A 21,339-nucleotide genomic window follows, 5' to 3' on the forward strand; every position below is an offset into this window, starting at 1 on the left:
CTATACATCATCCTTTTGTCTAGCAAATATCATTCTTCCAGCTGCTGTTTGTAATACGGAAGTAACTACTACATCTTTTGTTTGTCCTATATATTTCTTACCTCCCTCAACAACTATCATTGTACCATCATCCAAATATGCTACTCCCTGTCCAGATTCTTTACCATCTTTCACTATTTGTATTTTCATTTCTTCTCCAGGCAGTACCACAGGTTTTACAGCATTGGCTAATTCATTTATGTTCAAAACAGGAACCCCTTGAAACTCTGCTACTTTATTTAAGTTATAGTCATTAGTTATAACCTTCCCATTTAAAACTTGAGCTAACTTTAAAAGCTTACTATCTACCTCTGGTATGTTAGGGAAATCTTTCTCGTAAATTTTAACATCTATATTCAGTTCCTTTTGTATTTTATTAAGCACGTCTAATCCTCTTCTACCCCTATTACGCTTAAGCCCATCAGATGAATCTGCTATATGTCTAAGTTCTGCTAAAACAAAATTAGGTATTACTAAAGTACCTTCAACAAATCCAGTTTGACATATATCAAATATTCTTCCATCTATTATGACCGAGGTATCTAAAACTTTTGGATCACCCTTATATTTAACTTTAGTTTTTTTATCTTTTTCTTTAGGAGTATTTCTTCTTAATGTTATATTTGAAACTAATGTTGCTAGCTCGTCTCTTCTTTTAATTGCAATATTGGCTCCAAGAACAGCCATAAGTATTGCTACAAGTACAGCTAAAACTGCACCTATTACTGGAATTCTAGCCAAAAGATCTACAAACAAGGCTGAAATAATAAGTCCAAGTATTGCTCCTGCTGTTCCAAACAACATTTCTGTTGCTGGTAACCTTTGTAAACTCTTTTCTATATAATCCATAGTCTTTATTATAATAAAATTAATCCAAGGGGATATCAAAAATAATATAATTCCAAATGCTGCAGTACACAAAAGTAAAAATAATGCTGTTCTTATAGGACTATTGCTAAAGTATCCAAGTTTGTCAAAATAGCTTGTATGAATTATCATTTCACCCATAAAGTATCCTAATATTAAACCTATAATTGTAAAAAGGCCTTTTAAAACTTTTTTAAGCAACAGCCTCACCTCCTCTATCCTAATTATTAACAATTTTTGTATTTTTAAATCTATTAATACCTAATATATATTAATAAATTAAATTTTTCAATAAAACTGCAACTATTTAATAAATTATTTACCTAATTGTCTTATTTTAATCATTGTTTCCTCAAATTTGGTATTTAATACAAGTTGAATTTCACTTGCAAGCATACTTTGAGCTTCCAATAATATTTTTATTTCTCAATTTTAAATCACTACTGCAGTAACTTTCTGCACCTTCTATGATACTTGCTCCATATCTGGGTATAAATACACCTTCCTTATTTTTATTTAACATAATAGTCCCCCTATTAATAAACACATTCTTGATTTATTATATAAATTGAATTTGAAATTTGTACTATGCTTTGTTGACAAAATTATCTGGGGAAAATTATAATTAACTTATAATATTAACTTAAATCTTTATAAGGAGTTGAACCTCATGAAAGATGTAATTTTTGATAACTTTCAAAATTCAGTAAATGAATCATTACTCAGACATAGGAGTATTATCGATATAATGACTAAATTTCAAGAATCCAATGGAAGAATTAATAGGGCAATTGCCAAGTCTGTCACAAGTTGCGGGTGCATAAAGATAAATGCAGATAAACAGCACTTGCCAATTGAGAAAATTGAGAAAGATGATATAGATATAAATGATATTAAAAAATGTCTAAAATCTCACGTAAATGGCAAGCTTTGCGATAACTGCAGAGATATAATAGGGCAGGAAATAGGTAATAATTTATTTTACCTTGCATCTCTTTGTAATATTTTAGACTTAAACTTATTTGACATTATACTTAAGGAATATGATAAGATGAATACTCTTGGAAAATATACTTTTAGGTAAAACTTTTCAAGGTCAAATTAGCACAAATTAATAATTTGTGCTAATTTAAGACTTTATTTATCAATCATTATTTGTTCTCTCAAACGTCTTAAACCATTTTTTATAGCCCTTGCCCTTGCTTCACCTATACCTTCAACATTATCAAGCTGTTCATAGGAAGCTTCCATTACTCCCTTCAATTGTTTGAAATTTTTAACAAGGTTTTCTATTACATTTGAAGGTATTCGCGGTATCTTATTAAGCATCCTATAACCCCTCGGTGATATTAGTGTATCGACAAGCGGGACACCCACATAGCCTAATGCTCTTGATATACAATCTAAATTTAGTATTTCTTCTGATGTCATCTTCTGAATATTTTTATATATTTCGTCATAATTCATATCATCTCGACAGTAATCTCTTATTAAGAAAATACCATCTTCTTCAACACTTCGTATTAGCTCATTTAGCTGCATAGAAATAAGTCTGCCTTCATTGCCAAGCTCACATATATATCTTTCTATTTCCGAAACTATCCTCATAACCATCTCAGTTCTTTGAATTGCTGTCATAACATCAAATAGAGTAACTAAATCTTGAAATTCAAGAACATTAAGATTAACTACAACCCTATCTAATACAGAAATGTATTTTTCTAAAGTCTGCAGCGCTTGATTTGCTTTTGCTAAAATAACACTGCTGTCCCTTAGTACATACTTAATATTGCCCTTATATACTGTTATTATATTTCTTCTCTGTGATATAGCAATGACTATAGCTCCTAGCTGCTTAGCAACTCTATCTGCAGTTCTGTGCCTAGTACCAGTCTCAAATGTTTGTACGTTCGATTCAGGTATAAGTTGGGCATTTGCACAAACTATTCTCTTTAAATCGCTGCTTAAAACTATTGCACCATCCATCTTTGCTAGTTCGTATATATAAGATGGGCTGTATTCAGAATTTATCTTAAATCCTCCGTCTACTATTTTTAATATCTGCTCGCTGTCACCTAATACAATTAATCCACCGGTCTTTGCCCTTAAAATATTCTCAAGTCCATCTCTAAGCTGGGTACCTGGTGCTAAAAGCTTAAGGATACCCATAAGTTCCTTATCCTTTTCTAATCTCAATATTATCACCCTATACTAAAAAACTTTATTTATTGCCTCTACCAAAGAAGATACCCCAATTACATCAATATTTTTATTTTTTATTTTACCCTTATTTCTAAATGGTATTATAGCATTTTTAAACCCCATCTTTTCTGCCTCATTTATAAGTCTGTCACAAAAGGTAATAGGTCTTACCTCTCCTGTGAGTCCTATTTCTCCAACTACAATAAGCCTTTCAAGTGATATTGCCTTTGATTTAACACTGGACAAAAGAGCCAATGCCAACCCCAAGTCTCCAAAAGTTCCATCTATATTGAGCCCACCTACTACATTAACATAAACATCACAATTGTAAAAGTAGACTTTCAGTTTTTTTTCTAAAACTGCTAATATTAAACTCAATCTTGAACTGTCAACTCCTACAGCTGTTCTTCTTGGTATGACTGCTTTAGTTTCAGTTACAAGAGCTTGTATTTCAACTAATATTGGTCTTGTTCCTTCAATTATCCCTATTACAATAGAGCCCTCTTTTTGAAATCCTGTTTCCTCTAGGAATGCAGCTGATGGATTTGATATTTGCCTTAATCCTTCTTGGGACATCTCAAATACACCAATTTCACTAGTATTACCAAAACGATTTTTTATGGTTCTAAGTATTCTGAATTCTTCAGTCCTTTCGCCTTCAAAAGAAAGTACAGTATCTACCATATGTTCTAGCACCCTTGGTCCTGCTAATTCTCCTTGTTTTGTTATATGTGCTACTATAAAAAATGGTATATTTTTTGTTTTGCCTATACGCATAATATCGTTAGAATTTTGTCGTACTTGAGATACACTTCCCGGTGCTGAAGTCATAGACTGTTTAAAAAGCGTTTGTATTGAGTCAATTACAACAAATATTGGATTTGTATTTTTTATATGTTCCTCGATTTTTTCCATATTGGTTTCAGAAATTATGTAAAGATTTTCTGATAGAGAATTTAATCTATCTCCCCTCATCTTTATCTGTTCCTCAGATTCTTCTCCTGATACATATAATACCTTACCATATTTATTGGCAATATTGTTTGCTGTCTGTAGAAGTAACGTTGACTTTCCTATACCTGGTGCACCTGATATCAATGTAAGTGATCCTTTAACTACCCCCCCACCTAACACTCTATTTAACTCAGATATTCCAGTATCAAGTCTCTCATATTCTCCAGATTTTATACTTGTTATGCTGCGCGGTACACTGTCTAATGCAGTACTCAATTTAGAAGAGCTTTTTTCCTCTTTTGCTTCTTCAACCATACTGTTCCATGTATTACAATTAGGGCACTTACCAAGCCATCTTAACGATTCATATCCACATTCCTGACAAACAAAAATGCTTTTGTTTTTTGCCATTAATTTTACCACCCATCGCTCAAATTATAACCGTTTATTATTATTTCCTTTTATTGCTGATAATAACTAAAAGTTATAAAAATATTTCCTTCATTATAATTTATTCTTAAACTAATTTAAATATATCAATTCAAAATTATAAAAATACTATCAAATCCATAGTATACACTAAATGGACTTGATAGTATTATATTAAACATTCTCATTACAACTTACAAATTCTAAATCATCATTGTTTACATCAACCTTAACAATATCACCTTTTTTAACATTGCCTTTTAACATTTCTTCTGAAAGCTTATCTTCTACAGTTTTAGTTATAGCACGTCTTAAAGGCCTTGCCCCATAAGTTAAATCTGTTCCCTGCTTTGCAAGAAATTTTTGAGACTCTTCGCTAAATTTTATCTTTATACCCTGCTCTTCAAGCCTCTTTGAAACTGTCTTTAACATGAGTCCTACTATCTTCTTCAAATCTTCCTCTTGAAGCTGATGGAATACTATTATATCATCAATTCTATTCAAAAATTCAGGTCTAAATGATCTCTTAAGTTCTTCCATGACGTTATCTTTCATTTTTTCATATTCATCCTTAGATGCTGAACTATTATCAAGTGCAAATCCCATGGATTTTTGTCTCTTTATAGTGGATACTCCAACATTTGAAGTCATGATTATTATAGTATTTTTGAAATTTATAGTTTTTCCTTTTCCATCTGTAAGTCTTCCATCTTCAAGTATTTGAAGTAATATATTAAATACTTCTGGATGAGCTTTTTCTATTTCATCAAACAATACTACGGAATAAGGATTTCTTCTAACCTTTTCGGTAAGCTGTCCTCCTTCTTCAAAACCAACATATCCTGGAGGCGATCCTATAAGTCTAGATACTGTGTGTTTTTCCATGTATTCTGACATATCTATCCTTATCATATTATTTTCATCACCAAACATTGCCTCTGCAAGTGCTTTAGATAGTTCAGTTTTTCCAACTCCTGTAGGACCTAAGAATATAAATGAGCCAATAGGTCTCTTAGGATCCTTTAATCCAACTCTAGCTCTCCTAACAGCTCTTGCTATGGATTTTACAGCTTCATCCTGTCCTATAACTCTATTATGAAGTATTTCTTCAAGCTTTAATAACCTTTCAGATTCTTTTTCGGTAAGTTTTTCTACCGGTATATTGGTCCATCTTGATACTGCCGCTGCTATTTGCGGTTCACCTACAGTAAGATTTGATACTTCCTTTTCAGTTTTCCAATTTTTCTTCAGATTTTCCAGCTTATTTTTCATTTCTTTTTCTTTATCTCTTAGTCTAGCAGCTTTTTCAAAATCTTGAACTCTTATGGAATCTTCTTTTTCCTTTGTTACATTGTCTAATTCACTTTCTAAGTTCTTTAAATCAGGTGGAGCAACTAAATTTTCAATTCTAATTTTTGCCGCTGCCTCATCCATCAAATCTATAGCCTTGTCAGGCAAATATCTATCAGTTATATACCTGTCAGATAAGTTAACTGCTGCTTCTATAGCTTCATCTGTTATCTTTACTCTGTGGTGTGCCTCATATTTGTCTCTAAGTCCCTTTAATATGAGTACAGCTTCTTCCTTAGTAGGTTCACCTACAATTATAGGTTGAAATCTTCTCTCCAAAGCTGAATCCTTTTCTATATACCTTCTGTATTCGTCTATAGTTGTAGCACCAATACATTGAATTTCTCCCCTTGCTAGTGCAGGCTTCAATATATTAGATGCATCTATAGCTCCTTCTGCTGCTCCTGCCCCTATTATGGTATGAATTTCATCTATAAACAATATTATATTACCTGACTTCCTTATTTCATCCATAACTTTCTTTAATCTCTCTTCGAATTCTCCTCTATATTTTGAGCCAGCAACTACGGATGACAATTCTAGGGTAACAACTCTCTTATTTTTGAGTATTTCAGGAATATTACCAGACATAATTCTTTGAGCCAAGCCTTCAGCTACAGCTGTCTTTCCCACTCCAGGATCCCCTATAAGACATGGATTATTTTTAGTCCTTCTACATAATATTTCAAGTACTCTTTGAGTTTCCTTATCTCTTCCTATTACAGGATCTAACTTACCTTCTTTAGCCATGTTTGTTAAATCTCTGCCAAACTGATCCAATGTTGGTGTAGATTCACCCGCATTTTTGTTCACGTCTCCGTTTGATGTATTTTGTTCTCCAGAAAGTACATCTATTAACTCTTTTCTAAGCTTATCAAAATCTGCTCCAAGATTATTTAAAATAGTAAAAGCAACACCTTCACCTTCTCTTATAAGCGCCAGTAATATATGCTCAGGACTAATATAATTATGATTCAAATTACGTGCTTCAAATAAACTTAATTCTAAAAGCCTTTTTGTTCTAGGAGTAAGTGGTATTTCATTCTTATATAAATCCATATCACCTCTTCCTTCATATTCTTCCACCAATCTTCTTACATCATCTGCTGTTATATTTATACTATTAATTAGCTCTTTAGCTGCACCATCTTCTCTTAATATCCCTAAAAGTATATGCTCTGTTCCTACATATCCATGTCGTAAATTTTGTGCTTCTTCTTGAGCGTAAAACAATACTTTTTGAGCTCTTTCAGTAAACCTTCCAAACATCATACTCTTCTCACCTTCCTTTTTATTTATTCTGAGTTAAGGTTTCCCTAACAATCTTTGCTCTATTAAAACTCATCTTTTCTTCAGCCGAATTTCGAGGTTTTGAATCATTAATTAAAAGGCACTGTGTTTTTACTAATAGTTCATTCAACATAACTAAATCAACATCTTTAATTATTCCCATTTCAACTCCTAATCTTACATCAGATAAAAATTTTAAGCATTCATCTGAATTTAAAAGTACAGCCGATTTTAATATGCCTAATGCCCTATATATTCTATCTTCTATACTATATTTATAGGTTTTAAACATAGTATTTCTCGCTATAATTTCTTCATTTACAATTTGATTTACAACTCCACTCAAGTTGTTGATTATTTCTTTTTCATTAAGTCCTAAACTTACCTGATTGGATATTTGATAAATGTTACCATAAACTTTCGAACCCTCACCATATAGTCCTCTTATAGTCATACCAACTTGACTTATTGCATTTAATATACCTGCTATCTTGTTGCTAAGTGACAATGCCGGTAAATGAACCATAACAGATGCTCTAAGACCAGTTCCAACATTAGTAGGACAAGAAGTTAAATATCCTAACTTTTCATCAAATGCATAATTTAAGTCCTCTTCCAATAAATCATCTATCTTATCGCAATAGTCATATGCCTCTTCCAAATTTAATCCTGCTGTTATACATTGAATTCTTATATGGTCTTCTTCGTTTATCATTATGCTAGTAGTTTCATCATTATCCACAATAAAAGCACTTTTACTACTATTATTTAAAAGATTTTTACTTATAAGATGTTTATCAAAAAAAATCCTATTAGAAGCAGCATCATTTTGCCATAAATATTTAGTACTAAATTTATCGTTTATTGCCTGTGATTTATAAAATGCATCTTCTACTAACTTTACTATCTTTCTTCCTCTTTCTTCATCTAATCTATGTGGAAAAGGAGCTGTATCAATATTTCTGGCAAGCCTTATCCTGCTGCTAAGTACAAGTTTATTATTATCATTACTCGATTTGATCCAATTCTCCATAACACACATCTCCTATTCCTTATTGATTTCTTTTATCTCATCTCTAATTTTAGCTGCTTTTTCATATTCCTCATTATCTATACATTTTTGGAGCTCATTCTTTAACTCTAATAACTTGTTCTTGTGTATAAGGTTTTTACCAACTCGTTTAGGTATCTTACCAGTATGCTCTAGGTTACCCTGTACTCTTTTTATTATAGGAATTAAAGTTGAGCCGAAGTTTTTATAACAATTACTACATCCAACTAAACCTGTCCTCTTAAACTCTTCAAAGTTCAAATTACAATTACTGCAAGTGACATTGAAATTATACTGAGCTGTATTATTAGAATTACCTATATAATCCATCATTCCACTTAACACATTTTGAAAAGTAAATGGTGCTGAAAAAAAATCTATTTGAGGAACAAAATTAAATTCCCCATTTTCATTTGCACACTTTTCACATAAATTAAGTTCTTTTTTAACACCATTTATTATTTTAGTTATGTGAACAGTAGCTTCATTTTTTTTACAAGATTCACAAAGCATAAATACCACCTCTTAATTACATAAAAATTATATATCGCTCAATACTACTAGCATTGCAGCTTTTAGAATATTGGCTCTTAGTATGTTTTTATTTTCTTGGAAACTAATTAAAGTCCTATCATTAATAACTGCTTTTAATATATAAGCCTCCCTCTTAGTGATAATCTTTGACTCAAGTAACCCATTTATTATTTGAATAGAAGAATTATATGTTATACTTTCACCAATTTTATCATTTATAATTTCAGCAAGTGACTTATTGTCATTCATTTCCACCTTTTTTATTATTATACATCCTCCACCGCCTCTTCTGCTTTCTATATAATATCCCTTATCTACAGTAAACCTCGTTGTAAGTACATAATTTATTTGTGAAGGGGCACAGCTAAAATAATTTGCAAGTTCATTTCTAACTATTTGGAGTTCACTTTCTTGACTGTTATCCATCGCTTGTTTTATAAAATCTTCTATTACATCTGATAACCTTGCCATAAAATCACCTTCTTGACTTTGCCTTTCTTTGACCTTAGTTACATAATAATATTTTTGCTTTATAATTTCAATATTAACATTCCATTAAATTATGCATTTTATGATAAAAAATATCGATTATATAATATTATCTATTATATAATCCACATTTTCTTTCATTTACTATCTATTATAGTATATCTATGTAAATTAACCTTTTACTATTGCAGTGGCAACTGCACCAACTAATCCACTATCATCACCTAAACCAGCTTTAACTATTTTGCAAGATTTAGCCATTGAAGCAAAGCACCTTTTTTCAACAACTTCTTTGATTTTATCAAAAACTATTTGTCCACCTTTCGAAACTCCACCGCCTATTACTATAATCTCAGGATCAAATATGGTAACTAAGTTAGCTATTCCTATTCCTAAGAATCCAAGACTCTTGTCTAATATATTTTTAGACACCTCATCTCCATTTGCTGCTTCTTTAAAGACCTCAAAAGAAGTAACCTTTTCATACTTTGAAAGTGAAGTATCCTTTCCATCCTTGATGGCTTGTACTGCCTGATTTTTTATAGCTGTTCCAGACGCTGCAGCTTCAAGGCATCCATAATTTCCACAATTGCATTTAGGCCCATCTGGCAATACTGTCATATGACCTATTTCAAGTGCATTACAAGTGTTTCCTTCGTAAAGTTTTCCATCTAATACAGCACCTCCCCCTATACCAGTACTTACAGTAACATACAGCATGTTTTTACTGCCTTTTCCTGCTCCAAACATAAATTCACCTATAGTTGCTGCATTAGCATCGTTTTCCAGGTAAGTCTTTATTCCATAACTATCTTCCAACTTTTTCACAAGCTCAAAATTCTTAAATGGTAAATTAGATGATTTTAAAATAACACCTTTTTTTACATCAAGTGGTCCTGGAGAGCCTATCCCTATTGACTTTATATCGCTTATTTTAAGACTTGACTTTTCAATAACTTGATCAATAACGCTTTTTATATTTTTAAATACTTCATCGCTGCCTTTTTGGGAATTAGTAGGTGTCTTATACCTGCTTACTATATTTCCACTACTATCGGCAGCAGCACCACTTATTTTTGTTCCACCTAGATCTATTCCAACTATGTATTTATCTTTTTCCATAATATTTACCTCCAACACATAAAGTTACTTTTTATCTTTTACGTACAAATTAACCTCCTATCCATAGTATTTCTTGGTAGCATTTATATAATACTTACCATTTGGATTTTTTACTGATGAAACTACATTAAATCTATTTTTCTCCAATATTTTATAAATCATTTTAGCTTCATTATCATTATTATCGTCGAAAGTAACTAAAAGATTATCATTTTCATTAACTATAGCCATATAATCGTCAATACTGCTATAATCCATTAAACGTATTTTACCATTTATATCTATCTGATATTGTGACATAAGGCATCTCCTCAAAAATAAAATTTTCAATTTAAATAATAAGATTATTTTCTGTCATATACTCTTAAAATATTCAATAATTTATCACTAAATAAAAGTCAAACAAAGACGCCATTAAATTTTAACAGCGCCTTTGTAAATCATTCGGCAAGTTTTACCTTTTTACTACATATTATTTTCTTTGCCTCAACCTCCGGAACTTCTTCATATCTTTCGAACTTCATACTAAAGTTTCCTCTTGCTTGAGTCATAGATCTTAAATCAGTAGCATACTTAAACATTTCTGCTTGAGGAACTTCTACTATTATCCTTTGGTTGTTTCCGCAGGGTTCCATTCCTAAAACTCTACCTCTCTTTTTATTTATATCACCTATTATATCTCCCATGTATTCATCAGGTACTACTATTTCAGCATGCATTATAGGTTCTAACAATATAGGTTTAGCTTCCGTAAGTCCTTTTTTATAAGCTATTGAAGCTGCAACTTTAAAAGCCATTTCAGATGAATCAACCGAATGGTAAGAGCCATCATGAAGTGTAGCCTTTAATCCTATAACTGGATATCCTGCAAGTACCCCATGCTTCACACAATCTTTTAGTCCTTTCTCAACTGCTGGTATATACTGTCTTGGAACAACTCCCCCTACTACTTTATCCACAAACATCAAATCTGTCTCACCATCGCATCTAGGTTCAAACTTGATTACAACATCACCATATTGACCATGTCCGCCGGACTGCTTTTTATGTTTTCCTTGAACATCTGAGGTCTTTTTGATAGTTTCTCTATAAGGAATTTTTGGTACCTGCAGTTCAACGTCTGTTCCAAACTTTGTTTTAAGTTTGGATGCTATTACATCTAAGTGAGTTTCTCCAAGCCCAGAAATTATAGTTTCAGCATTTTCTACATCTTGTGACACTTTAAATGTTGGATCTTCATCCATAAGCTTATTTAAGCCATTTGATATTCTATCCTCATCATTTTTAGATTTAGGTAATACTGCCATTGACATTACAGATTCAGGAAATTCAACTTTGTCGAATATTATAGACATATCTCTAGAACATAATGTATCCCCAGTTGTCGTAAATTGTAATTTTGAAACAGCACCTATATCTCCTGCTGTAATTTCACTAGTTGGTATCTGTTGTTTTCCTTTTAAGTAATACATACTTCCTATTTTTTCATTTTTATCCTTTTGAGAATTATATACAACCGAGTCTGATGTCATTTTGCCCGTCATTACCCTGAAGAGAGATAACTTACCAACGAAAGGATCTGCTATAGTTTTAAATACAAAAGCAGATAGTGGAGATTTATCATCTATCTTGACTTCTAACCTAGAATCATCCTTAGCATACCTTGCCCCTAAACTTGCTGACTTTTCGGGAGAAGGAAAACATTCAACTATATCCTCGAGAAGGGTTTCAATCCCAATAATCTTTACTGCTGATCCACACATAACTGGAGCTATATCACCTTGAGCACATCCATTTATGAGTCCATTATATATTTCATCATCACTTAATTCTCCATCATTAAAATACTTGTCAAGTAATTCTTCATCTGTCTCTGCTACAGCTTCTACTATCATGTTTTTGCATTCTTCAACTTTTGAAATAAGCTCCTCAGGTATTTCAACTTCTTTCATTGATTTAGTTTTGTAATCGAAAATTCTAGCCTTACCAGATATTACATTTACTACACCTTTAAAGTTTTCCTCATTTCCTATAGGATATTGTACAGGGACAACTGACATTCCAAACTTGTCATTTAATCCTTTAAATACTTTATCAAAATTAGAATTTTCTCTATCAAGTTTATTTATATAAAATGCTCGTGGAAGTTTACATTTATTTATATATTCCCATGACTTCTCAGTGCCTACTTGTATTCCTGATACGCCTGACGTAACGATTACAGCTACATCTACAGCCTTAAGTCCTTCATAAACTTCTCCAATAAAATCAAAATACCCTGGCATATCAACTAAATTAATTTTTACACTATTCCATTCACAAGGTATTATGGATGTATTTATAGAAATTGTTCTCTTTTTTTCTTCTGCATCATAATCACTAATAGTATTGCCATCTTCAACTCTACCAAATCTATCTGTACCTTTTGTGTAATAAAGTATTGATTCTGTTAAAGTAGTTTTTCCTGAACCACTATGACCTATTATACCTATATTTCTTAGATTTTTAGTTGCATAATTTTTCATAAGTAATTCCTCCTCTCACTTTCACTTAAATATATAATTCTACTTCAACTTTAAAAATCCTCTTAAGTTAATTAAATTTTCTAAATACTTTAATTAGGGTAATATTTACATAAATAGAGAACAGAAAACATAAAAACAGATGACAGAGGACAATTGACAGAGTTGGAATTTGTTATTTAGTTAAGAACTATTACTTCTTAACTCAACGATAAATTTTGCTTTATATATTAGATTATATTGATTAAACCGTAAAAATAAAAGCTATAAAATTAAGTACTCTTTCTTAATTCTACAGCTACATATATCAACTTTTACAAAAAATAAAAATGGCTCCGCGAAAAGGATTCGAACCTTCAACCCTTCGGTTAACAGCCGAATGCTCCACCGTTGAGCTATCGCGGAACAATATGTTTTACACCTGGCAGCGACCTACTCTCCCGCAGGGTCTCCCCTGAAGTACCATCGGCACTGTAAAGCTTAACCTACCTGTTCGGTATGGGAAGGAGTGTTACCTTTACGTCATAACCACCAGATCTATTTAAAAATTGCTATAAGCTTCACAATACTGCTTCAAAATTCTCCTTGCGGTGCTCATTTACATTATAGTAAACTCCGCTCCTCACTCAAATTTTTCATTGTCTTGCTCGCTTCTATCAATTTTTATTGCTAATTGATACATATTGCATATTGTGTATATCATTTTTATTGAGAAATTGTTCTCTCAAAATTGCACAGTTAAGTTAAAAGTCAAATTAAATGATTTAAGTTAATTTGGTCAAGCCCTCGACCTATTAGTATCAGTCAGCTGAATATGTTGCCATGCTTACACCTCTGACCTATCAACCTTGTGTTCTTCAAGGGGTCTTACTAGCTTGTGCTATGGGAAATCTAATCTTGAGGTGGGCTTCACGCTTAGATGCTTTCAGCGTTTATCCCGTCCCGACATAGCTACCCAGCCGTGCTCCTGGCGGAACAACTGGTACACCAGAGGTCAGTCCATCCCGGTCCTCTCGTACTAAGGACAGCTCCTCTCAAATTTCCTGCGCCCGCAGCGGATAGGGACCGAACTGTCTCACGACGTTCTGAACCCAGCTCGCGTGCCGCTTTAATGGGCGAACGGCCCAACCCTTGGGACCTACTTCAGCCCCAGGATGCGACGAGCCGACATCGAGGTGCCAAACCTCCCCGTCGATGTGGACTCTTGGGGGAGATCAGCCTGTTATCCCCGAGGTAGCTTTTATCCGTTGAGCGATGGCCCTCCCACGAGGTACCACCGGATCACTAAGCCCGACTTTCGTCCCTGCTCCACCTGTATGTGTCGCAGTCAGGCTCCCTTCTGCCTTTGCACTCTTCGAACGATTTCTAACCGTTCTGAGGGAACCTTTGGACGCCTCCGTTACTTTTTAGGAGGCGACCGCCCCAGTCAAACTGCCCGCCTAACAATGTCCCGTGGCCAGTTTCATGGCCTCCGGTTAGAATCTCAGTACTGTCAGGGTGGTATCCCAAGGATGACTCCGCTAGGGCTGACGCCCTAGTTTCTAAGTCTCCCACCTATCCTGTACAGACAATACCGAAACTCAATGTTAAGCTGCAGTAAAGCTCTACGGGGTCTTTCCGTCCAACTGCGGGTAGCAAGCATCTTCACTTGCACTACAATTTCGCCGGATTTGCTGTTGAGACAGTGCCCAAATCATTACGCCATTCGTGCGGGTCGGAACTTACCCGACAAGGAATTTCGCTACCTTAGGACCGTTATAGTTACGGCCGCCGTTTACTGGGGCTTAAGTTCATACCTTCGCTTGCGCTAAGTATTCCCCTTAACCTTCCAGCACCGGGCAGGCGTCAGCCCCTATACTTCAGCTTTCGCTTTAGCAGAGACCTGTGTTTTTGCTAAACAGTTGCTTGGGCCTATTCTCTGCGGCCGTCCGTAAGGACGGCACCCCTTATCCCGAAGTTACGGGGTCAATTTGCCGAGTTCCTTAACAGCAATTCTTCCGATGGTCTTAGGATTCTCTCCTCACCTACCTGTGTCGGTTTGCGGTACGGGCACCAGTTTCCTCCATAGAGACTTTTCTTGGCAGCGTGGAATCGGATACTTCTTTCTTAGAAAAGAAATCCCTGTAACACCTCAACTAATCCCAGCGGATTTACCTTCTGGGCACGTCTAAGTGCTTAGACACACATCCAACAGTGTGCACATCCTATCCTCCTGCGTCATCCCATCTGTCAAATGGAAGCTGGCGGTATTGGAATGTCAGCCAATTGTCCATCACCTACGCCTTTCGGCCTCGGCTTAGGTCCCGACTAACCCTGGGAGGACGAGCCTTCCCCAGGAAACCTTAGGTTTTCGACCAATAAGATTCTCACTTATTTCTCGCTACTTATGCCAGCATACTCACTCCTGTACAGTCCACCGCTCCTTACGGTACAGCTTCAATCCATACAGGAAGCTCCTCTACCACTCTTTCGAGTCCATAGCTTCGGTGGTAAGTTTTAGCCCCGGACATTTTCGGCGCAGGATCTCTCGACTAGTGAGCTATTACGCACTCTTTAAATGAGTGGCTGCTTCTAAGCCAACATCCTAGTTGTCTTAGAAATCCCACATCCTTTACCACTTAACTTACACTTTGGGACCTTAGCTGATGATCTGGGCTGTTTCCCTTTTGACCGCGGATCTTATCATTCGCAGTCTGACTGCCGAGATACGAGTATATGGCATTCGGAGTTTGATAAGGTTCAGTAACTGTTTTCAGCCCTTAGCCTATTCAGTGCTCTACCTCCATTACTCAATCTCGACGCTAGCCCTAAAGCTATTTCGAGGAGAACCAGCTATCTCCGAGTTCGATTGGAATTTCTCCGCTATCCACAGCTCATCCCATGGTTTTTCAACACCAACGCGGTTCGGACCTCCACGGAATTTTACTTCCGCTTCATCCTGTCCATGGATAGGTCACTCGGTTTCGGGTCTGCAGCATGCAACTAGTCGCCCTATTCAGACTCGGTTTCCCTTCGGCTCCATACCTTAAGTATTTAACCTTGCTGCATACCGCAACTCGCTGGCTCGTTCTACAAAAAGCACGCCGTCGCACTTAAATGTGCTTCGACCGGTTGTGGACACACGGTTTCAGGTTCTATTTCACTCCCCTTCCGGGGTTCTTTTCACCTTTCCCTCACGGTACTGCTTCACTATCGGTCACCAGGTAGTATTTAGCCTTGGGAGGTGGTCCTCCCAGCTTCCCACAAGGTTTCACGTGTCTCGTGGTACTCTGGAATAGATCTAACTTAAATTTCTTTTTATTTACAGGGCTTTTACCTTCTGCGGCGGAGCCTTCCAGCTCTCTTCAATTAGGAAATAAAAGTGTTTATGATCTACCCGCAACCCCAGGAACAAGTTCCTGGTTTGGGCTCTTTCTCTTTCGCTCGCCGCTACTTAAGAAATCGATTTTTCTTTCTCTTCCTCCGGGTACTTAGATGTTTCAGTTCCCCGGGTTTGTCTCTATAAACCTATGAATTCAGTTTAAAGTACATGACGTTAGTCATGTGGGTTTCCCCATTCGGAAATCTCCGGATCACAGGCTATTTGCGCCTACCCGAAGCTTATCGCAGCTTATCACGTCCTTCTTCGACTCCTGGTGCCATGGCATTCACCATGCGCCCTTTGTAGCTTGACCTTTAAGTTAAAAATTGCTATAAGCAATTTTTATTTCATTAATAATAAGTTATACACTATTATTAATGTTTGTTTGTTAGTTGATATATTATTACACCAACTATAACTATAAGAATCTTTTAATTCTACAAAGTACGATTAATTATATTAATCTTCATTCAGTATAAATATTCTTTTTAGAATAAATATACATGAATATGCTTTACTTTTAACTTATTTTCTCTGTGCAATTTTCAAAGAACAAATGGTGGGCTTAAATGGACTCGAACCATCGACCTCACGCTTATCAGGCGTGCGCTCTAACCAGCTGAGCTATAAGCCCTCAAAAAAAAATAAACATTAGTGCATCAAACAGAGTATCGACATTAAACCAGTCTTTTAAGATAGAATTAACTATCTTACGACTCCTTAGAAAGGAGGTGATCCAGCCGCAGGTTCTCCTACGGCTACCTTGTTACGACTTCACCCCAATTATTAACCCCACCTTCGGCCGCTGGCCCCTTACGGTTGCCCCACGGACTTCGGGTGTTGCCAACTCTCATGGTGTGACGGGCGGTGTGTACAAGGCCCGGGAACGCATTCACCGCGGCATTCTGATTCGCGATTACTAGCAACTCCAGCTTCATGCAGGCGGGTTTCAGCCTGCAATCCGAACTGAGGTGAATTTTGAAGTTTGGCTCACCCTCGCGGGTTTGCATCTCTCTGTATTCACCATTGTAGCACGTGTGTAGCCCTAGACATAAGGGGCATGATGATTTGACGTCATCCCCACCTTCCTCCCGGTTAACCCGGGCAGTCTCACTAGAGTGCTCAACTTAATGGTAGCAACTAATGATAAGGGTTGCGCTCGTTGCAGGACTTAACCTAACATCTCACGACACGAGCTGACGACAACCATGCACCACCTGTCTCCCTGCCCCGAAGGGCTTCCCTAATTACAGGTAATTCAGGGGATGTCAAGTCTAGGTAAGGTTCTTCGCGTTGCTTCGAATTAAACCACATGCTCCGCTGCTTGTGCGGACCCCCGTCAATTCCTTTGAGTTTTAATCTTGCGATCGTACTTCCCAGGCGGAGTACTTACTGCGTTTACTGCGGCACAGAAGGGGTCGATACCTCCTACACCTAGTACTCATCGTTTACGGCGTGGACTACCAGGGTATCTAATCCTGTTTGCTACCCACGCTTTCGTGCCTCAGCGTCAGTTACAGTCCAGAAAGCCGCCTTCGCCGCTGGTGTTCTTCCTAATCTCTACGCATTTCACCGCTACACTAGGAATTCCGCTTTCCTCTCCTGCACTCTAGATATCCAGTTTGAAATGCAGTCCCCAGGTTGAGCCCGGGGTTTTCACATCCCACTTAAATATCCGCCTGCGCACCCTTTACGCCCAGTAAATCCGGACAACGCTCGCCACCTACGTATTACCGCGGCTGCTGGCACGTAGTTAGCCGTGGCTTCCTCCTTTGGTACCGTCATTATCGTCCCAAAAGACAGGGCTTTACAATCCGAAAACCTTCATCACCCACGCGGCGTTGCTGCATCAGGCTTTCGCCCATTGTGCAATATTCCCCACTGCTGCCTCCCGTAGGAGTCTGGACCGTCTCTCAGTTCCAATGTGGCCGATTACCCTCTCAGGTCGGCTGCGCATCGCTGCCTTGGTAAGCCGTTACCTTACCAACTAGCTAATGCGCCGCGGGCCCATCTCAAAGTGGATTTCTCCTTTGGTTATTTTACCATGCGATAAAATAACTTTATGCGGTATTAATCTCCCTTTCGGGAGGCTATCCCCCTCTTTGAGGCAGGTTGCCCACGTGTTACTCACCCGTCCGCCGCTAGATCCATTCCCGAAGGAATTTCTCTCGCTCGACTTGCATGTGTTAGGCACGCCGCCAGCGTTCGTCCTGAGCCAGGATCAAACTCTCAATTTAATTTCTTATATATAAACTCTTTTCAGAGTTTCAAGTTCAATTTAAGCTCATTTACTTACTCTTAAGCTGTTTTCACAGCTTTCAAAAGAATTGCTGGTTTATTATTCTCTTCTCTGTTTGATTTTCAAGGTTCACTAACATTTACAACGACTAATATGTTATCATATTGAATTTGTATTGTCAAGAAAATATTTTAAATAAAATTCAAAAATATTTTAATTACATTTTCTTTATAACAATACTACATAATAGAAGAAAAAATAAGAGATACTAAGTATCTCTTGCTTTTTTGGTGGAGATAAAGAGACTCGAACTCTTGACCCTCTGCGTGCAAGGCAGATGCTCTCCCAACTGAGCTATACCCCCATAATGGTGGACCTTCAGGGACTCGAACCCCGGACCAACCGGTTATGAGCCGGTTGCTCTAACCAACTGAGCTAAAGATCCATTAAAACCTGGCAACAACTTACTCTCCCACAGAGTCTCCTCTGCAGTACCATCAGCACTATAAAGCTTAACCTACCTGTTCGGCATGGGAAGGAGTGTTACCTTTACGTAATAACCACCAGATATATTTACCTTATCAACAGTAATTAAATTACTACTGATTACATTTAAAAATTATACTAGACTTATATTATTTTGTCAATAGACCTTTTATTAATTTTTAGACATAATTTAGTGTAATTATTGCATGACTTGCTAACTTTATTTTAAGCTTATTAAAAATTCATCAACCTCATTATATTTTCAATAGTTTTTTCTACATTGCTTTGTCCATTTTTTAATGCATTATCTAAAGTTGTAACACCTCTGACTATGCTAAAAATTGAATCTATGCCCTTTTCATAAAGTATATCTATGTCATCTCCAACACTTCCAGCTACTGCTATAACATGTTTCCCATACTTTTTTGCTAACCTTGCAACTCCAACTGGAGTTTTTCCATATTGCGTCTGAAAGTCTATGCTGCCTTCACCTGTGAAAACTATATCGGCATCTTTTAATTTTTCCTCCAGTTTAGAATATTTAATAACTATGTCTGCTCCATTTTCAAGCTTTCCATTTAAAAATGCAATAAGAGCTGTTCCCAACCCTCCGGCAGCTCCAGCACCTGGTACATTCATGACATCTATTTTAAATTGCTCTTTGATTACATTTGCATAATGTCTTAAATTATTATCTAAAATAGCTATCATTTTAGGAGCGGCACCCTTTTGTGGTCCGAAAACATTAGATGCTCCATCTTTCCCACAAAGTGGATTTGTTACATCACAAGCTACTTCTACATTTAGATCTTTTAAACGAGGGTTAAGATTAGTTAAATCAATTTTGTATAATTTGTTTAATTCACCTCCGCCAAAGCCAATTTCATTTCCATGTTCATCTAAAAATCTTCCACCTAAAGCTTGAATTGCACCTACTCCTCCATCATTGGTACAACTTCCTCCAATACCTATTAATAGTTTTTTTATTCCGTGATCTAAACAATTTCTTATTAATTCTCCTGTTCCATAAGTAGTAGTTATCATTGGATTCCTTTTTTCCTTTGGCAAAAGCGCTATCCCACTTGCACTTGCCATTTCTATAATTCCAGTTTGACCATCTCCTAAAATTCCATATTGTGATTCTATTTCATAACCAAGTGGACCAATTACATTTGACTTGTATACTTTACCATTCGTAGCATCTACAAGGGACTGCATTGTTCCTTCTCCGCCATCTGCCATAGGTACATGTATACAATTAACATCTTTATTTACTTTCTTTATCCCCCTCTCCATAGCTTCACAGACTTCTTTCGCAGTCATACTTTCTTTAAAAGAATCCGGTGCTAATAAAATGTTTAAACCTTTCTTCATGTTTAATCCCCCCAACTTACAATATATTTAGAACTTCCAATCTGCCAGCTTAAATTTATACCTCTATAAAAAAATAACTCTGTTTTCTTAGTATTATACTACTTTATATATCAAATGCTGTAATTTGTAGTATAAAAATATTGCAATGCAAATTTAAAAGATATTAGAAGAGAAACTACAAAATAGTGATTTAAAATAAATTTCAACTGTAATATAAGGGTTAAATTACAGTTGAAATTTACTTACGATATTTGATAATTTAGTTATAGATGCTTATCTCAAACAAAATATAAAACATCAGGGGGGAATTTATATGAAACTATTTATAGATACAGCAAATGTAGATGAAATAAGAGAAATTAATGATATGGGGGTTATTTGTGGAGTTACTACAAATCCTTCACTAATAGCAAAGGAAGGAAAAGATTTCAATGAAGTAATAAAAGAAATCACTTCTATTGTAGATGGACCTATAAGCGGCGAAGTAATTGCACTTGATGCAGATGGAATGATAAAAGAGGGTAGAGAAATTGCAAAAATTCATAAAAACATGGTTGTAAAAATACCAATGACTGAAGAGGGTCTGAAGGCTGTAAATGTTTTATCAAAAGAAGGAATAAAGACAAATGTAACACTTATTTTTTCAGCTGGTCAAGCATTATTAGCAGCTAGATCAGGTGCTTCTTACGTTAGTCCGTTTCTTGGAAGAGTTGATGATATATCTGATAACTCCATAGAATTACTATCTTCCATATGTAAAATATTTAGAATTCATAACATAAAAACACAGATAATAGCAGCAAGTATAAGAAATCCTATGCATGTTGTAAATGCCGCAGCTTGTGGTGCACATATTGCCACTGTACCTTATAAAATTATAAAACAATTAATCAAACATCCTTTAACTGATCAGGGAATAGAAAAGTTTATGAAAGACTGGAAAGAAGCTTTTGACAAATAAATGTCTTTTCTTAATCTATCAATTAATATGTAAATAAAAAAGGCAGTCAAATAACTGCCTTTTTGTATT

14 protein-coding genes, 4 tRNA genes and 4 rRNA genes are annotated in these 21,339 nt (G+C 35.7%); 2 read left to right on the forward strand and 20 right to left on the reverse strand.

The genetic code is table 11. The features are described 5' to 3' along the window. Positions 1-1,107 carry a PIN/TRAM domain-containing protein gene (locus EBB51_RS12450; protein ID WP_123054751.1) on the reverse strand — a complete coding sequence of 369 codons (1,107 nt, stop codon included), beginning with the start codon at positions 1,105-1,107 and terminating at the stop codon, positions 1-3. Positions 1,108-1,288: 181 nt separating this feature from the next. Continuing rightward, positions 1,289-1,429, reverse strand: a complete 141-nt coding sequence (locus EBB51_RS13720; RefSeq protein WP_190285287.1) for a hypothetical protein — start codon at positions 1,427-1,429, stop codon at positions 1,289-1,291. Positions 1,430-1,576: 147 nt separating this feature from the next. Here EBB51_RS13720 and EBB51_RS12455 point away from each other — a divergent pair, with 147 nt between their 5' ends. Then, on the forward strand, positions 1,577-1,990 hold the full coding sequence (locus EBB51_RS12455) for a DUF1573 domain-containing protein (protein ID WP_123054752.1): 414 nt from the start codon (positions 1,577-1,579) through the stop codon (positions 1,988-1,990). 53 nt (positions 1,991-2,043) lie between these two features. On the opposite strand, the gene disA is transcribed toward EBB51_RS12455, so the two are convergent. The 18 genes from disA to EBB51_RS12545 all read right to left on the reverse strand — a co-directional run bounded on the left by disA (position 2,044) and on the right by EBB51_RS12545 (position 20,309). Further along, entirely contained in the window at positions 2,044-3,102 is a 1,059-nt protein-coding gene (gene disA, locus EBB51_RS12460; protein WP_123054753.1) for a DNA integrity scanning diadenylate cyclase DisA, read from the reverse strand. A gap of 15 nt (positions 3,103-3,117) precedes the next feature. Next, positions 3,118-4,473, reverse strand: coding sequence for a DNA repair protein RadA (gene radA / locus EBB51_RS12465; protein ID WP_123054754.1), 1,356 nt, complete (start codon positions 4,471-4,473; stop codon positions 3,118-3,120). 192 nt (positions 4,474-4,665) lie between these two features. Continuing rightward, complete coding sequence (locus EBB51_RS12470) at positions 4,666-7,113, reverse strand: ATP-dependent Clp protease ATP-binding subunit (RefSeq protein WP_123054755.1); 2,448 nt, start codon at positions 7,111-7,113, stop codon at positions 4,666-4,668. A 19-nt stretch (positions 7,114-7,132) separates the two neighbouring features. Beyond that, positions 7,133-8,164 carry a protein arginine kinase gene (locus EBB51_RS12475; protein ID WP_123054756.1) on the reverse strand — a complete coding sequence of 344 codons (1,032 nt, stop codon included), beginning with the start codon at positions 8,162-8,164 and terminating at the stop codon, positions 7,133-7,135. A 12-nt stretch (positions 8,165-8,176) separates the two neighbouring features. Beyond that, a complete protein-coding gene (locus tag EBB51_RS12480; protein WP_123054757.1) occupies positions 8,177-8,695 on the reverse strand; it encodes a UvrB/UvrC motif-containing protein in 519 nt (172 codons plus the stop codon). A gap of 27 nt (positions 8,696-8,722) precedes the next feature. Next, positions 8,723-9,187, reverse strand: coding sequence for a CtsR family transcriptional regulator (locus tag EBB51_RS12485; protein ID WP_123054758.1), 465 nt, complete (start codon positions 9,185-9,187; stop codon positions 8,723-8,725). A gap of 189 nt (positions 9,188-9,376) precedes the next feature. Beyond that, on the reverse strand, positions 9,377-10,327 hold the full coding sequence (locus EBB51_RS12490; RefSeq protein ID WP_123054759.1) for an ROK family protein: 951 nt from the start codon (positions 10,325-10,327) through the stop codon (positions 9,377-9,379). Positions 10,328-10,384: 57 nt separating this feature from the next. After that, positions 10,385-10,627 carry a hypothetical protein gene (locus tag EBB51_RS12495; protein ID WP_123054760.1) on the reverse strand — a complete coding sequence of 81 codons (243 nt, stop codon included), beginning with the start codon at positions 10,625-10,627 and terminating at the stop codon, positions 10,385-10,387. Between the two features lie 140 nt (positions 10,628-10,767). Further along, complete coding sequence (fusA, locus tag EBB51_RS12500; protein WP_123054761.1) at positions 10,768-12,852, reverse strand: elongation factor G; 2,085 nt, start codon at positions 12,850-12,852, stop codon at positions 10,768-10,770. Positions 12,853-13,179: 327 nt separating this feature from the next. After that, a tRNA-Asn gene (locus EBB51_RS12505) sits at positions 13,180-13,254 on the reverse strand. Positions 13,255-13,268: 14 nt separating this feature from the next. Then, positions 13,269-13,385, reverse strand: a 5S ribosomal RNA gene (rrf, locus tag EBB51_RS12510). Between the two features lie 238 nt (positions 13,386-13,623). Beyond that, positions 13,624-16,523 (reverse strand): 23S ribosomal RNA (locus EBB51_RS12515). Positions 16,524-16,767: 244 nt separating this feature from the next. Beyond that, positions 16,768-16,844, reverse strand: a tRNA-Ile gene (locus tag EBB51_RS12520). Between the two features lie 90 nt (positions 16,845-16,934). Beyond that, positions 16,935-18,447: ribosomal RNA gene (locus tag EBB51_RS12525) — 16S ribosomal RNA — on the reverse strand. Positions 18,448-18,737: 290 nt separating this feature from the next. Beyond that, positions 18,738-18,813, reverse strand: a tRNA-Ala gene (locus tag EBB51_RS12530). A gap of 4 nt (positions 18,814-18,817) precedes the next feature. Then, a tRNA-Ile gene (locus tag EBB51_RS12535) sits at positions 18,818-18,894 on the reverse strand. Between the two features lie 6 nt (positions 18,895-18,900). Further along, positions 18,901-19,017, reverse strand: a 5S ribosomal RNA gene (rrf, locus tag EBB51_RS12540). Together the 16S, 23S and 5S rRNA genes with 4 tRNA genes alongside form the textbook arrangement of a ribosomal RNA operon. Before the next feature lie 152 nt (positions 19,018-19,169). Beyond that, positions 19,170-20,309, reverse strand: coding sequence for a glycerate kinase (locus EBB51_RS12545; RefSeq protein ID WP_123054762.1), 1,140 nt, complete (start codon positions 20,307-20,309; stop codon positions 19,170-19,172). A 313-nt stretch (positions 20,310-20,622) separates the two neighbouring features. Between EBB51_RS12545 and fsa the strand changes: the two genes are divergently transcribed. Next, a complete protein-coding gene (gene fsa / locus EBB51_RS12550) occupies positions 20,623-21,270 on the forward strand; it encodes a fructose-6-phosphate aldolase (RefSeq protein ID WP_123054763.1) in 648 nt (215 codons plus the stop codon). Positions 21,271-21,339: the final 69 nt, after the last annotated feature.

The organism is Clostridium sp. JN-1, from assembly GCF_003718715.1.
Lineage (GTDB): Bacteria > Bacillota > Clostridia > Clostridiales > Clostridiaceae > Clostridium_AV.